At 65.1% G+C, this 16,362-nt stretch carries 6 protein-coding genes; all 6 read right to left on the reverse strand.

The genetic code is table 11. The features are described 5' to 3' along the window. Window positions 1–11 precede the first annotated feature (11 nt). Entirely contained in the window at window positions 12–983 is a 972-nt protein-coding gene (locus ACH488_RS17235; RefSeq protein WP_397325795.1) for an AAA family ATPase, read from the reverse strand. 61 nt (window positions 984–1,044) lie between these two features. After that, entirely contained in the window at window positions 1,045–7,227 is a 6,183-nt protein-coding gene (locus ACH488_RS17240; RefSeq protein WP_397325796.1) for an Ig-like domain-containing protein, read from the reverse strand. Between the two features lie 178 nt (window positions 7,228–7,405). Continuing rightward, a complete protein-coding gene (locus ACH488_RS17245) occupies window positions 7,406–13,540 on the reverse strand; it encodes an Ig-like domain-containing protein (protein ID WP_397325797.1) in 6,135 nt (2,044 codons plus the stop codon). Between the two features lie 151 nt (window positions 13,541–13,691). Then, window positions 13,692–14,867, reverse strand: coding sequence for an adenylate/guanylate cyclase domain-containing protein (locus ACH488_RS17250; RefSeq protein ID WP_397325798.1), 1,176 nt, complete (start codon window positions 14,865–14,867; stop codon window positions 13,692–13,694). Next, on the reverse strand, window positions 14,857–15,450 hold the full coding sequence (locus tag ACH488_RS17255; protein ID WP_397325799.1) for a PH domain-containing protein: 594 nt from the start codon (window positions 15,448–15,450) through the stop codon (window positions 14,857–14,859). The genes ACH488_RS17250 and ACH488_RS17255 overlap by 11 nt, the downstream gene beginning before the upstream one ends. Next, window positions 15,443–16,357: a biotin--[acetyl-CoA-carboxylase] ligase gene (locus ACH488_RS17260; RefSeq protein ID WP_397325800.1), complete on the reverse strand. Its 915-nt coding sequence runs from the start codon at window positions 16,355–16,357 to the stop codon at window positions 15,443–15,445. Before ACH488_RS17260 ends, ACH488_RS17255 begins: the two co-directional genes overlap by 8 nt. Between the last annotated feature and the right edge of the window lie 5 nt (window positions 16,358–16,362).

The raw sequence follows: 16,362 nt of genomic DNA on the forward strand, positions 1-16,362 counted from the left end.
TAGGCGCAGGCTTAGGCGCTGGCGCGTTGCTGCGGGGCGGCGACGTCCGCAAGGACGCGCGTGAGGACCACCTCAGGCGTGGCACCGGAGAACTCCGCCTCCGGGTCCATCACCAGTCGGTGGGTCCACACCACGGGAGCCAGTTCCTTGACGTCGTCCGGCAGGACGAAGTTCCGTCCCTGTCCGGCAGCCCACACCTTGGCCGCGCGAACCATGGCCAAGGCGCCACGGACGGACACACCCAGGCGGGTCTCCGAAGCGTTGCGGGTTTCCTCGCAGAGCCGGGAAATGTACTCCAGCACTGCGGTGTCCACGTGGGTGGTGGCCGCGAGGTCGGCCATGTCCGCAACGGCCTGGGTGGTGATGATGGCCGAGAGGTCCCGCGAACGGTCCTTGAGGTTGGAGCCACCCAGCAAACGCACAGTGGAGGCATGGTCCGGGTAGCCAATGGAGGTCTTGATCAGGAAGCGGTCCAGCTGTGCTTCCGGCAGTCGGTAGGTACCAGCCTGCTCGATCGGGTTCTGGGTTGCGAGGACCATGAACGGCCGCCCGGCGTCGTACGTGGTGCCGTCCACGGTGACGCGGGATTCTTCCATGACCTCGAGCAGCGCGGACTGGGTCTTCGGCGAAGCACGGTTGATTTCATCGGCCAGGACGATGTTGCTGAAGACCGGGCCCTTGTGGAACTCGAACTTCTGCGTTTTCTGGTCGTAGATGGTCACACCCGTGACGTCCGAGGGCAGGAGGTCCGGGGTGAACTGGATGCGGTTATGCGAACCCTGCACGGTGGCCGCCAAGGCGCGGGCCAGCGAGGTCTTACCCGTACCCGGAGCATCCTCGAAGAGCACGTGGCCCTCGGCAAGCATCGCCGTGAAGGTCAGCCGGATGACGTGCTCCTTGCCAAGCACTGCCTGGCCCACGTTGGCAACGAGCTTCTCGAACGTCTCTGCAAACCACGCGGCCTGCTCGTTTGTCATGGTCATCGGTTGATCCTGTTCATTGTGTGGGTGTTCGGATGAAGTTGTGTGTTTGCTGCGCAGGGCATCAGCAGCCGCCCGGCTCAGAACCGTAGCGGTCCACGGTGATGGCCTTGACGTACCAACCCGGGTGGCTGCCCTCGGTCACGCGGTACCACTTGGTGGAACCGCCGTAGATGTTCTTGGTGCAGTCGATCTTGAGTTTGCCCTCGGAACGGGAAACCCAGCCAACACCACACGACGGCCCGCTCGGGTTGTACGTGTCCGCCTGGCCCGGCTTACCAGGGCACGTGTTGTTGTGCGCCTGGATGGTGGTGGGCGACGGCGGTGGAGGCGGAGGCGTCGGATCGTCGCCGCTGGTGGCCGCAACCTGTCCGCTGCCCGGACCGGCAACAACCGTGACTGCCCGCACGTTCAGGCGCCGGGTCTTGTCCCATCCGCCACCGGAAACGTCGTACCGGTTAGCCTTGCCAACGCTTACCCAGCCGCCGCCGTCGAGGTTCACCTCGTAGTGGTCCAGCGGGCGGCCGTTGGTGGCCGGGTTGTTCCAGGTCCAGTGGACCTGGCCGTCGCCCTTGGCCGACTTGCCGCCGTTGACGTTCGGTGCATTCGGTGGCCCGTACGGGTTGCCCGTGCCGATCGCCTTGGCGTCGCCGGACTGGTTGTTCTTGACCGACGTCGCGATGATGTTGACCACCACGTTGCTGCCGTTGGGCTGGCCGCCGATGTCTCCACCGCCGCGGCCGATCGGGCCGGAACCCGAGGCCGTCTGCCAGCGGTAGGTGATCTCGTTGTCCTGCGAACCGTTGCGTTCGGCGGCGGTCAGCGGCGTGAAGGTCACGCGGAGCTGCCCGCTGGTGCCGGTGGCAGTCACGGAGCCACTGCCCACGGTCCCCGGCTTGCCCGCGGCACGGATGGCAGCGGACTGCTGGCTGACTCCACTGACGCCGGCCTTGTTGGTGGCCGAAACCGTGAACGTGTAATCCGCTTCGGAGTTGGCAACGGTCACGTTCTGCGACGTGGCAGCCACCGATTGGGAACCTACGACGGCGCCGCCGCGGTAGGTGGTCAAGGTATAGGCGGACACCGGGTCACCGTTGTTGTTGGGTGCCGCCCAGCTGACCCGCAGCTGGCTTTGGGTGCCTACCGATCCAGCCCCCGAGACCGAGGGCGCGGACGGCGTCGCAGGAATGCCGGCCGGAGTCTCCGCAGCAGAGTACGGGCTCCACTCGGAAGGCTCCTTGGCGTCATTCCTGGCCAACACGCGGACCTTGTAGGCCACGCCGTTGGTGAGTCCCTTCCAGACATAGCTGGAACCGGTCAGGTTTTGGATCTGCGCGTTCTGCCCGGCGGGTGCCGGTGAAATCTCCAGGTCGTAGGACTTGACCGGGGAGCCCTTGCTGGCGGGCGGAACCCAGGCGACGGACAGTTGCTTGTCCCCAAACTTCAGCGACGGCGCAACCGGGGTGTCCGGTTTGACGTCCGGGCGGACCTCGGCCGAGACCGGCGACCTTTCGGACTCGTTGATGGCGTTGGTGGCCGTCACCGCGAAGTGGTACTTCACGTTGTTGGTCAGGCCCGTCAGCGTACACGTGTTTGCGGGGCAGTCCTGCTTGAATCCGCCCTCGCCGTACACGGTGTACTTGGTGATGGGTGAGCCCCTGTCGGCGGGCGCAGTCCACGTCAACAGCGCAGTCTGGTCGCCCACGCTTTGGGCCTGTGGCGTGGTGGGTGCTTCCGGCTTGTCCTTCACGGTCAGGCGGACCCGGGCCGTGGCATAGCGCGACAACTCGCCGGTCTTGTCCGAAATGGTGTATGCCACCACCATGGTCCCGGTGAAGCCTCCACCGGGTGTGACGGTGACGCTGTCTCCCCCGGGTTCAGCCGTGCCTTGGCCGGTTTCCACCACGGCGGAAACGATCTTCAAAGCCGTGTCCGGGAACGGGTTGGAGTCGTTCGCCAGCACATCGACCGTCACAGGTTTGCCGGATTGGGCGTCCGGTTCCACGTCGTCGTTGGCCACCGGCTTCGGGCGGTTGGAAGCCGTCAACGTCAGCTTGTAGTTGGCGATCGCCTCAAGCCCGCGCCGGTCCTTGGCTTTCACCTGTACCGTGCCGGACTGCCCGATCTGGACGGAATCCTGGGCTGAGACATTAAGGCTCTTGCCGTCCACGTTCACCCGGAAGCCACCCGGCGCCGAACCGACCAGTTCGTAGCTCATGTTCTGGACGTCGTCAGCATCAGGATCGGACGTGAGCTTCTGCAGGTCCAGGCTTGCCGAATCACCCTTGGGCACCTCGACGTCGCTGCCCAGGAGTTCCGGCGGGTTGTTCTTGTTCGGATCGGGCAGCACCTTGGTGCGGATACTCAAAGTGGACTTCAAGCCGTTCGGGTCATCGGGGCCGCTGCCGTCGGTGACCTCGAAGCTGATGGAACCAGGGCCAACATACTCGGCACCAGCCGTGTACTTGATGCCCGTTCCATTGTTGGCGATGGGGTCGCTTCCGTCCCCGCCGATCAGCTTGATGCGGTCGGCCTGGGTGAGCCGGGGTGACTTGCCGTCACGGACCTTGACCCACTCGGCCAGGTTGACGGTGACGGACTGGCCGGAGACCAGTTCGATGACCTCGTCCTTGGCCAGGGTAGGAACCTGCTGGCCGACGCCGGGAACCCAGATGATGGCCGTGGACTTCTGGCCGTCGACGTCTTCCACGGTGTACGGCACCAGTTGCGGCTGCTCGGTGAGTTCCACAATCACGTTGCCCTCGGAGCCGGGACGCGCGGTGGGAACCTCGGTGCTGACTTTAAGGTTCTCCCCCACGCCGTCCGGGTCCTCGTCGTTCTTCAAAACGGGAACATCCACGGCCGTCTTGCCCAGGGTTTGGGCGGACGTGACGCGGTCGTCGCGGGCAATCGGGGCCTGCAGCGGGATGTCGTTCTTCACGATCACCCTGATGCTCGCCTGGCCTACGGCGTCGCGGTCATCGGCCACGGAGTAGCGGACATTCACTGTTCCTTCCACCGCAGGGGCGGTGACCAGGATGCGGCCGCTGGTCTTGCTCACATGGGCGTCCAGGGCTTTGTCGGCCTCGATGCTGTCCGTGAGGATCCGGATGGGGTCGCCGTCGGGATCGGTGTCGTTGGCTGTCGCGTCCACGGCGATTTGGCGTCCGGGACGGACCTTCACCTCGTCGTCCACGGGCGCGGGTTTCTGGTTGTTTTCGCCGCGTGGCGCAACACCGACCGTCACTGTTCCCGTGTTGACCGCACCCTGGCGGTCCACCACCTTGTAGCGGAACGAGTCGGTCCCTGCACCGTCACCTGCGGCGACAAAGTCGATGAAGTTGCTTCCCGCCGTCGCGGTTCCCATGGTGGGGGTGCTGTCGATGCCGGTAAGCTGCACCGAATCGCCATCGGGGTCGATGCCATCCAGCGGCACCGGAATCCGGACGGATCCTCCGGCCACCACGCGGGCGGTCAGGTTCTGCGGTTGCGGGCGCGAGTTCTGCGCCCCTTCCAGGGGAAGGATGTGGATGGTCACGGCTGCCGCGCTCTTCTGGCCTTGCGGGTCCACCGCGTTGTAAATGGCGCGCACGGTCTTCGGCGTTGGTCCTGCGATGAAGCGCAACGTGTTCTCGGAGACGAACGCCTTGCCGTCTTCCTCCGCGATGTTCTGGGCCAGGACCGGATCCACCTTGAGCTCTTCGCCCTGCGGATGCGTGTCATTGTCCAGCACCGGAATGGTGACGACGTCGTTCACGCGCACGTTGACTTCGTCGGGTTTCGGCTGGGGAGCCTCGACGACGGCGGGCGCCGGCACCGGGACCACGCCCACTGTTCCGGTGGCCGAGGAACGGCCGTTGGACATGGTGTAGCTGAAGACGAACGGATCCTTGGAACCCAGGACATCCGTGACGCGCAGGACGCTGTGGTCGATGACGCTCACTGAGGCTGTGGAACCCTCCGGGACCGTCACCGACTGCAACACAAGGACGCCGCCGGATGGATCGGAGTCATTCGCGAGCGGGTCCACCAGCACGCTGCCGCCCACCGGGAGCAGCGCGACGTCATGAACCGCCACCGGCGCGCCGGAGTCCTTACCGGACTCTACGTCCACACGGATCAGGCCTTGGCTGCTTTGCGGGCCATTGCTTGCGATGTACGTCAGGTACACCGGACCGGGAGTGTTGCTCTTGAAGGTGAACGTGCCGCCATCGGTGATGGCGCCCAACTCGGCCTGGCCTGCCGCTTCCACGTGGGCCACGCGCAAGGCACCGCCATTGGGATCCACATCGTTCTTGAGTGGCGAAATCACCAGGTCCTGGCCCACCACTGCCGTGACGTGGTCGGCGTTGACCACGGGAGCCAGCGCGCCCGGCGGCTGTACGTTGACCACCACGCGTCCGGTGGTGGTGGCCCGGCCGTCCCACACGGTGATGGTGACGTTCTTCTTGCCCGGCGCTGCGCCGGAATCCTGGTACGTGAGCAGGCCGTCGCGGCGGACCTTCACCTGGTCCTGGTCGTTGTCCGCCTTCGCATCCAGCAGGACCAGGTCGTCGCCGTCGGGGTCCATCCAGTCCGTCAGGATGTTCTGGCTCACCGACTTCCCTTGCTCCACCAGCATGGTGGTGGGTTCGGCCCTCTTGAAGAAGGGGGCCTTGTTGTCGTCGGGAGCCACCACACGCAAGGTGACCTTGCCGCCGGCGGACAGCCCACGGCCATCGGAGGCGTTGTAGTCGAAGGTCTCCGTGCCGGGCTTCGCCTCGGCGGGAACCTTGATCTGGAAGGCCGAGCCGCCGTAGATGCTCTCCAGCGCGCCTGCCTTGGGACCGTTGGCGCCCACTGCCGCGGTGAGGACGTCGCCGTCGGGGTCCGAGTCGTTGTCCAGGATGCTCAGGATGGACGTCCGGCCGGGACGCACGCCGAACTCGTCCGGTTTGGTTTCCGGCGGCCTGTTGGGCTTGGTGCGGTCAGGCAGGACGTTGATGGTGTTGTTGTCCGCGGACTCCTCGTCCTGGTCGTTGGACTGGTTCTTCGGCGGGACAACGTCGTCCCAGTTGTTGACCAACTGCATGTTCTGGTTGACCAGCCACACGCTGCCGGAGTTGACGTCGTTCAGGACCACCAGGTCACGGTTGACGCGGAAAACGTAGCTTGGTGAAGCACTGGCCTTGGGGACATCGTTCTTCTTGTCGTCAGCGTCGTTTTCGCAATCGCGGACGTACTTGTTGGCGCCTGCCCACGCTGCATGGACGCACTTGTTGATCTGCACGGGAGCCGCAGGAACGCCTTCGCCCCCGGCGGCGACGGTATCCGCCGTCGAGCCGTCCAGCGGTTGCTTCAGCAACGCCTTGCGGGTGGAAATCGCAACGAACCCGCTGTCCTCGCCGCTCTGCTGGAGCTTGGCTTCGCGGGCGTCCTGCAGGTTGAGTTTCCGCCCGCCGGGCAGGAAGAGGTTGCCGGACGCCGTGTCGAGGACTACCGGTTTGTCGCCCACCACCGTGAGTTGCAGGTCCCCCGCGCCCTTCAGTTCGTCCACTTTGGTGACGTCTGAGGTGGTCCGCTCACCGTTGGCATCAACGGTGGTCACCGTGATTTCGCCCTTGCCCGGATCCGCCGTGTAGATCCGGTTGTCCTGGCCTACCGCCGACACCATGCCCTGGGAGCCGGTGAGGACTGGCTCGGTGCCTTCTTCGTCAAAGCCGTTGACGGTGGAGGGAGAGAGCGCCCACACCTTGCCCTTGGCGGGGTCCGTAACGGAGAGGACGGTGGAACCGTAGCTGACCCGCGACGACGACGGGAGCTGCTTGTCGCCGCTCAGCTTCAGGTTCGCTGCCGACACCTGGTTGATGGTGGAACCGGACTCGTCGTCCACGAAGACGTTGCCGTCATGCTGCAGGACGTCGAACGTGGTGCTCGCAGGCGTCACGGCCCCGTCGAGGACGCGGCTGGGGTAGTTCAACCGGCCCACCGCGTTCTTGGTCTTGCTCACCACCCACACGCCGCCGTCGTTCAGGTCCACCTCGGTGGTCTTGAAACCCGGGTACAGCACGGCGAACGCCACAAGCACTGCCCCGGCCGCGGTCACGGCTGTGGCAGAGACGAGTTTCTTGTTTCGACGCTTTTTCAGCCAGTCCTTGCCGAAGAAAGAAGTCACAGCCCCAAAATTCCCTTGTTGTTCCAGCTGCACGAAACAGCTTCCAGGCCAACCGGCAGGCGCCGGCAGCCAGACATTCCGCAGTACCCCCATACAGCGGCGGAATTTTCAGTGCCTAAGAATATCCCACACGCCACACGGCCATCCATGGGAACCCGATACCGGGCTCTCCATTGGCTTTGACAGCATACTGTCTTGGCAGCAGCCGGCGCGATGGGTACAAGTACCCGGCGTAATGGCGAGGCAGAGGTCCGCACCGGCGCGGTCAGCGTCAGCATCGGGGCGCTCCGAGGCCTGCTGGATCACCGAGGTAGGTGTGACCTGCAATGATGTAGCGGCCAACGTTACGGTAGGAACCGGATTCGATCCGCCACCAACGCTGCATCCCTACCCAGCCGTCCGTCTGGTCAATGTAACAACGGACAACGATTTGCCCTTGGTCAGAGGTGTACATCCACGGAGGCTGGTTGCCGCCCTTCCCGTCACAGGTGTACTTGTTCGGATCGTAGTTCGATCCCCCAAGCGTGTAGCTGCACGACCGTTGCACCGCACCCGGGTTCATGGTGGTGGTCCATTCGCCCTTCTTGCCGGACTTGGCGCTGGCGCTGGCCACCGGCCCACCTTGGCCCAGGGAGTTGAAAGTTTGCACGTCAATGGTCCGGGTCTGCTCATAACCGCCGGTGTTGATGGTCCTGCTGCCGGAGGCCGCCACGGTTTCCCAACCGCCGCCGTTGATCCGGATCTTGGTGGTCCGGACATCGTTGGTTGCCGAAGACGGCGAGGACCAATTGAGGGTTACCGATGGATCATTCATGGCACCGTTGGTACCCGACGCCGACGGCGTCCCCGGCGCCCCGTACGGCGTAGCGCCGGCCGGTGCACTCGCGTCCGAACTCGGTGCCACCGAGGACTGCGCCGTCACAGTGATGTTGCTGGCCTGTCCGTTGGCGAAGCCACCCACAGTCTGACCTGGCTGGATGGGTCCGGACTGTCCCGTGCTGGCACGGTATGTGTAGCTGACTTCGCTGGCGCTCGAGCCGTTGCGCTGGGCCTGGTTGAGCACGGTGAAGTTGATGGTCACTTGTCCGCCCGCTCCCCCGGTGTTCGCCGGGGTTGCGCTGACGTTGCCCACGGTTCCCAGCTTGCCGGTAGCCCGTCGCGGAGCGGACGCGGCACTGACCCCGCCCTTCCCGGCTTTGTTCTCGGCCTGGACCGTGAACGTGTAGCCGGTTTCGGAGTTGTTGGCGGTAAACGTCGCGGTGCGGATGCTGCCTGCCACCGTCTGGGTTTGCGGGCTGCCACCGCCACCGCTCATGGTGACGTAGTAGTTCTTGATGGGGTCACCGTTGATGTCCGGCTCGGTCCAACTGGCCCGGAGCTGGTTTTGGGAACCAACGGAAGAGACGACGGCGGTGGTCGGCGCCGCGGGTGCGCCGGGCAGGCCCGCCGGGTGGTCTTCGGCGGAATACAGGCTCCAGTCCGAAGGTCCGAGGTCGTTGACGGCCTGTGCCCGCACCTTGTACTTCACGCCGTTCGTGAGGCCCGGCCAGGTGTAGCTGAGCCCGGTCACGTCGTTCTTCACCGCGATGCCGTTGGCGGGGGGCGGCGAGATTTCCAGGTTGTAGTGCTTCACGGGCGAGCCCTCGGTCTTGGCGGGGGTCCAGGTGATGGCCAGGTCCTTGTCTCCCGCTTTGACCGTGGGCGGCGCGGGCGGCGAAGGCTTTTCGTCGGGCCTGATCTCGTTCGAGGCCACTGAGGCCGGGGACTCCCCTACCTCGTTGGTGGCGGTCACGGTGAAGACGTACTTGACGTTGTTGGTCAGCCCGGTCAGCGTACACGTGGTGGTGGGGCATTCCTGCTGGAAGCCTGCCGACTTGACGGTGTACTTGGTAATCGGCGCGCCATTGTCCGACGGCGGCGCCCACTTGAGCACGGCAGTGCGGCTCCGGACGTCGGTTGCCGTCGGAGCGGACGGCGCGTCAGGTTTGTCCCGGACGGTGATCCGGACCCGTCCAACGGCCTGCCGCCCGGGGTCGTCCGTCTTGTCCTTGATGGTGTACCTGACCACCAGCACGCCCTTGGACCCGGGAGCCGGGGTCACGGAAATCGAGTCTCCGGATATGGACGGTTGTCCGGCGGTTGAACCCGTTTCGGTCACGGCCGAAACGATGGTGAGCGGTTCGTTGAACGGGTTGAAGTCGTTGCCCAGCACGTTGACCGTTTGGGGCTTGCCGGCATCGGCCTTGTCCACGGTGTCGTCGTTGGCCACCGGCTTGGGTCGGTTGGAGGACACCACGGTGACAGTGACGGCTGCCTTGACGGGCTCGGACCGCCCGTCGGTGACGCGCAGTGGAATGACGCCGCGAGCGCCCGGGTTCAGGGAGCCACCGGGAGTGACCTTGAGGACAGTGCCGTCAATGCGTGCGTCGAAGCCGCCCGGTTGCTGGCCGTCGAACTCGAACTTGAGCTTTCCCTGGTCCTGCTCATCCACGTCCTTGGCAAGGTTGCCCAGGTCCAGTTCGGTGGTATCGCCCTTTGGCGCGTCCATGGAGGCTCCGCTGAACGTGGGCGGATGGTTGGCATTGGGATCAGGCAAGACCTTGGTCATGATGGTCAGCGTTGACTTAAGGCCCTCGGAGTCGTCCGGCCCCGAACCATCGGTCACTTCGAAAGTGATGGAACCCGGCCCCACGTAGTCGGCCTGCGCTGCATAACGGAGCGCCGTGCCGTTTCCGGCAATGACATTCAGGGGGTCGCCGCCCTGGACTTTGATGGCATCCGCAACCGTGATCCGGGGGCTTCGACCTTCCCGGACCTTGACGTAGTCCGCCAGGGACAACGTCACTTCCTTGCCCGCCGTCACCTCAACCACGTCCGTCTTGGCCAGCGTCGGGTACTGCAGCCCCTGGCCGGGAATCCACATGACGGCAGTTGCCGACTGTCCGTCGATGTCCGTCACGGTATAGGGAATCAACTGGTCCACGGGAGCCAGGGTGACCACCACGTTCCCGGACGTTCCCACCCGCGCGTTCGGGTTGCCGTCCGGAAGGGAAATCTTCAGGTCCTCGGCCACGCCGTCGGGATCGGAATCGTTCTTCAGCACCGGCACATCCACGGCTGTCTTGCCGAGCGTTTCCGCAAGCGTCACGTGGTCGTCCACGGCAATGGGGGCGTGCAGGGGTGCCGTGGCACTGGTCTGCACACGGATCACGGCACTGGCTTCGGCTTTCTTGTCGTCCTGGATCCGGTAGCTGACGCTCTCCACCCCGGCCACCCCGGGCGCTGTCAGGACAGCCTTGCCGGCGGCGGCCTCTACCTGGAGCTCAGGCTTGGCCTCGAACGTGGGCACCAAAGCGATGGGGTCGCCGTCGGGGTCCGAGTCGTTCTTGAGCACATCGACGGCGACGCGCCGTCCGGGACGGACATCGATGACGTCATCAACGGCGATCGGCTTCTGGTTGTCCGCTTCAGCAGGGGCGATCCCGACGATCACGGTGCCAGTGTTCTCGGCCCCGATCCGGTCCCGGACACGGTAGCTGAAGGTGTCCGTTCCGGCCGACTTTCCACCGGCGGTGTATTCGAGGTACCCGTCCCGGAGGATGGCTGTGCCCAAGGAGGGTGCCTTGTCGATTCCGATCAACTGCACCGAGTCGCCGTCGGCGTCGATGCCGTCCAGCGGAACGGGAACACGCACGGTCATCCCGGCAACCACGCGCGCCGTAAGGTTCTTCGGTTCAGGACGGGTGTTCGCGGCATCGTCGCGGGCGCGGATCCGGATGGTCACCTGCTGGGAATCCGTCTGCCCTGATGCGTTGCTCACCTTGTAGATCGCGTAGACCGTCTTGGCCTCTTCGCCCGCGATGAACCGGAGCGTCTTGCCGGCCACGAACATGCGCCCGTCCGCTTCGTCCGGCTGCTGCGCCAAAACGGGGTCCAAGGTGAGATCGCCCCCGTTGGGATCAGTATCGTTCTCCAGCACGGGAATGGTCACCACGTCCCCGGCCCGGACCGTGACTTCGTCCGGCTTGGCCTGCGGCGCCTGGAGCTTGGTGGGCGCCGGGACCACCTGCACGGAAATGTCCCCGGTGGCCGAGGACTTGCCGTTGGAAATCGTGTACTTCAGAGACAACTGGCCTTCGGCCCGGATGTCGGTAATCTTCACCACCGAATGGTCCAGGACCGCCACGCTGACCGGCAGGCCGTCGGCCGCCGTCACGGACTGCACCACCAGCACGCCGCCGGCAGGATCCGAATCATTGCCCAGCACGTCCACAACCGTGCTTCCGCCGCTGGGCAGCAGGGCGATGTCGCGAACGGCCACCGGTGCGCCGTCGCTGTTCCCGGAGACGACGTCCACGCGAACCAGTTGCTGCGCGCTCGCCGGGCCGTTGGTGACCATGTACGTGACGTAGTGTGCGCCCACTGCCGTGGAATTGAACGTGAAGGTCTGCTGGTCCGGGCCCACCACCGCCGTGGACTGGCCGTCGGGTTGCGCCTGGGCCAGCCGCAAGGTGCCGCCCTGCGGATCGGTGTCGTTCTTCAGGGGCGCAATGACGGTGTCCTGGCCGGCCACGGCCACCACATGGTCCGCATTCGCGATGGGCGGCAGCGCTCCGGCAGCGCGGACATCCACGCTGATCTGGCCCTCGGTGGTCAGTGAGCCATCCGAGACGGTCACGTTGATTGTCTTCCGGCCCGGACCCGCGCCGGAGTCCTGGAACGTGAGCAAGCCGTCGGGCCTGATCCGGACCTGGTCCGCTGGATCGCTGCTGGAGGCCGAGACCGCGAAGAGGTCGTCGCCGTCGGGGTCCATCCAGTCCGTCAGGATGTACTGGTTGGCGATCTTGCCCGACTGGACCACCAGGGTGGTGTTGCGGTTGGGTTTGGGCTGCGGAGCGTTGTTTTCTTCCGGCGGCACAATGCGCAGGTCCACCTCCGCGGACGCCGTCCCACCACGGCCGTCGTCCACGGTGTACTTGAACGATTCCGAACCGGTGGTTCCAGCCGGGACCGCGATCTGGAAGCCGGTTCCGCCGTAAACCGCGGACAGCGCACCGGACTTGAGCGGCTCTCCGGCACTGACCGTCAGAACGTCGCCGTCGGAATCGGCGTCGTTGTCCAGGACGGGAAGCAGCGTGGTCTTTCCGGCGCGCACGCCATAAGCGTCCGGCTTGGCCACGGGAGGCGTGTTGGGCTTGCTGCGGTCCGGAAGTACTGTCTGCTGGACCTCATCGGCGGAGTCCTTGTCAGCGTCGTCCGAGGTCTGCTGGGGCGGAATGACGTCCAGCCAGTTGTTCACCAACTGCATATTCTGGTTAACCATCCAGACGTTGCCGGAGTTGACGTCGTTGAGGACCACCAGGTCCCGGTTCACCCGGAAAACGTACGACGGCGACGCACTCGCCTTGGGCACATCGGCGCGGCGGCTGTCAGCCTGGTTGGCGCACTCGCGAAGGTACTTGTTGGCTCCGGACCAGGCCGCGTAGGTGCAGCTGCCCACGTGGACGGGCGCCGCCGGAATGCCCTGGCCATCGGGCTTGACGGTCTTGGCCGTCCCACCGTCCAGGGGCTGCAGGAGCAACGCACTCTTGGTGGCAATGGCCACGGCGTCCGCTGCAGGTCCGGCTTGCTGGAGTTTGGCGTCCTTGGCATCGTCCAAGTGAACAGTGGAGCCACCCGGAAGCACCAGGTTTCCGTTGGCCAGGTTCAGCACCACAGCCTTGTCGCCCACGGCCGTCAGTTGGACCTCGCCGGCGGCTTTGAGGGCGTCGTCGGTCCGGACCTGGGAGTCCACGGCGTTGCCTTCTCCATCCACTTTCGTAGTGGTGAGCTTGCCGGTCTTGGGGTCCAGGGTGTGGATGGCGTCGTCGGCCCCGACTATGGAGGTGATCCCCGCGGATTGTTCGATCAGCGGCTTGGATTCGTCACTGAACCCGCTGACGGATGTCGGCGAAACCGCCCACACCTTGCCCTTGGAAGGGTCCGTGACGGCCAGGACCTTGCTGCCGAAGCTCACCTTCGCGGAGCCCGGAAGTTTCTGGTCGCCGCCGAGCCGCATGTTTGCGGCACTGACGGGGTTGATGGTTGCCCCGCGCGCGTCGTCGATGAAAATGTCGCTCGCTTGCTGCAGGATGTCGAAATCGTCGCTGGCCGGTACCACCGCGCCATCGAGGGACTTGGAGGGGTAGTTCAGGCGGCCGGCAGCGTTGTTGGCCTTGCTGACCACCCACACGCCGCCGTCGTTCAGGTCCACTTCGGTTGTTTTGAACCCCGGATAGAGAATGGCGCCGGTGACAACAACGGCTACGGCAGCCAACACGGACGTTGCCCCGATGGCCCTGTTGCGGCGCTGCTTTGCTGCGCTGTTTCCGGGCGCTCGGCGGCCAGGCCTCCTGAACGGTGCCATCAACAATCCCCCGTGAAATTGGCAGCCGTCACTCTTCGCGCGGCTGGCTTGACGCGAACAGTCACCCAGCCTACCGGTTTAATCCATCGATTAGCGAAGATGTGATGGGTACAACTGCCCGTTCGTGGCCGTCCACCCGCCCGTCCGGAGGCTAATCCAGGACCAGGCCCCTGCCCTGGCCGCGGGCCAGCATCACGGGGTGGATCTCACCGAAGCCACGCACATTTTCCGAGGCCTGCGGGACCAGGACGAAGCGCTCGTCCTGTCCCAAGGCAGCCGCCGTCATGGCATCAACCAGCACCGTTCCGGGCTGGGCCAAACTGGTCAAACGCGCCGCCAGGTTCACTGTGGGTCCATAGATGTCACCGAGGCGGGACAGGATACGCCCCCAAACCATGGATACGCGGGCCTGCGGAAGAATCTCGTCTTCCGTGAACGCATGGGCCAGCGCCAGGGAAATCTCGGCACCGGCAGCAGGCGTTTCAGCGATGTACAGCACTTCGTCGCCCACAGTCTTGACCAAACGTCCGCCACCGACCGAGATGATTTCGGCACATTTATTTTCGAAGCGCTGCACCATCTGCGCCAGCGTCTTCTCGTTCATGCGGCGCGACAAGCTGGTGTAGGACACCAGGTCGGCGAAGCCTACGGCGCGGGCCAGGGGCAGCGGAGCATCGTCCTCGTCGCCTTCACGGCCTTCCTCGCTGGCTTGGAGGCCTGCTTCGGCGCGGACGGCCAGCCGCTGCACGCCGGCATTGAGTTGACGGCGGTAGGAGTAGACCAGGATCTCCTCCAATGAATCCACCAGGGCCGGGAGTTGGTTCACCAGCTGCTTGCGGGCAACGGCGTCCGGGATGCCTTGCTCCTGGACCATGTCCTCCACCAGGGCTTCCACCTGCCACACCACCATGCGGTCCGTCATTTGGCCGATGGACCTGGTCACGGAAATGGCCGCTTCCTCCGTCAAAAGACCTGCGCGGACCAAGTCAAGGATGGTGGTCAATGCGGCCTGGTCCCGTTCGGTGAAGGCCACGTCCTCATCACCCCAGTTGGGGAAACCCAAAGCGCGCCACAGTTTCCGGGCGGACAGCACGGAAACACCGGCACCGGCGGCGACTTCACGACGGCGGAGCTTGCGTTCGCCGCCCAGCAGGCGGGCTTCGAGCGATTTGATGGCGAGCCGTTCCGCGGACATCACGCCAGTCGGCGGCCCGGTGGGCACCACCTGGCTGGGTACTGGTTCCGTGTCCTCATCCACTGAAGGTTCGGGTACGGCGTCGAACTCCTGGTCCAGGTCCTCGCCGGACTGCTGGTCCTCAACGCTCATCTCTTCCACCTTCTCTCACTTCCCACGGCAATTCCTCAAAATCCGGCAGCACTTCTCCTTCGAGGACTCCGTCCCTTGGCAGATCCTCCAAAGCATCGATGATGAAGCTACGGAATTTCCCCACCTCGGGAACGTCCGCGAGGATCGTCATTCCGGAGTGCCCGGTATCCAAGGATATATTCCCCGAGTGCAAGGTCCGCTGGAGCAGGCTCTGCTGGATGCCCACATTGCGGACTGACATCAACGGAACCTGCCAGTCCCCCCGGCGCAGCATCCCATGCTTGGCAATGATGCGGCGGCTTGTCAGGATGTACCGCAGGGACCGCCAACGCAGGAAACGCTTGACGCTGTAGGCCAGGATCGCGAAGGCCGCGAGACCCAAGCAAGCACCCATCAGCCACGGTGTCCATGCGCTGGTAATGAACGGGGCCAGGCGCTGCGGATTTCCCTTGGCGATCCACGCGCTGGCATACCCGGCCACCGCCGGAAGAAGGATGAGCACCAGCACCGGAAAGAAAAGGGCGCGGGGCTGCTGCCTCGTGATGGTCAGCACCTGCTCCCCCGGAAGCAGTTCCTTACGCATAACCGCTTTCTGTGGCACGCAGGTGCACCACGTCTCCGGCCGTCACCACGTGCTCACGGCCTCCGTGGTCCACCACCAGCAGGGACCCGTGCTCGTCCAGACGGGATGCGTGGCCCACCAGTTCGTGGTCGCCGGGCAGGTGCGCCCGGACCTCGCGGCCCAGGGTGACCATGGCCGATTCAACGCGCTTGTGCAGCGACGGCCCGCCGGCTAGTCCAGCCGCGGGGTCGCCTTCGGCGTTGCAGAAGCTCCGGTACAGGCGGGCGAAAGTCGAAAGGTAGCTCTTCAGCAGCGCGGTGCGGTCCGTCGTCGTGGTTCCTTCCAGGGCGAGCGACGTCGCTGTGGGGACGGGCAGTTCGTCCTCGGACAGCGTGACGTTGAGTCCTACGCCAAGGATCACGGCCGGGACCGAGCCGTCGCCCAGAGGGGTCATTTGCGCGAGGATGCCCGCGATCTTCCTGCCGTTGACCAGGACATCGTTGGGCCATTTGATCTCCGCAGTGACTCCCGCGGTCTGCTGGAGCGCTTCACGCAGGGCGACGGCGGCCAGCAAGGACAGCCAGGAGTAACTCTGCGTGGGGACGGGCATGCCCTCGGCCGTCACCGGTCGGAGCACCATGGATACCGACACCGCCGAGCGCTCGGGCGATTCCCAATGCCTGTCCAGCCGCCCGCGTGCTGCTGTCTGGTGCTCGGCCGCCAGCACGGCCAGGTCTGCCCACTTCTTCGGCTCAACCGTCACGGCGCGCACCAGGTCGGCATTGGTTGATCCCGTGGATTCCACGATATTGAGCTGGGAGATGCCGCTCGCCGCAAGGAAATCGGGCGCCAACAACGCCTCGCGGTCCAGGGCGGCGCGGAGCTGGGACTCGTGTGGTTCGCGGCTTTCGGGCAGTTCGGCATCCATAGCTG

This window comes from Paenarthrobacter sp. NPDC018779, assembly GCF_044391085.1.
Taxonomy (GTDB): Bacteria; Actinomycetota; Actinomycetes; order Actinomycetales; family Micrococcaceae; genus Arthrobacter.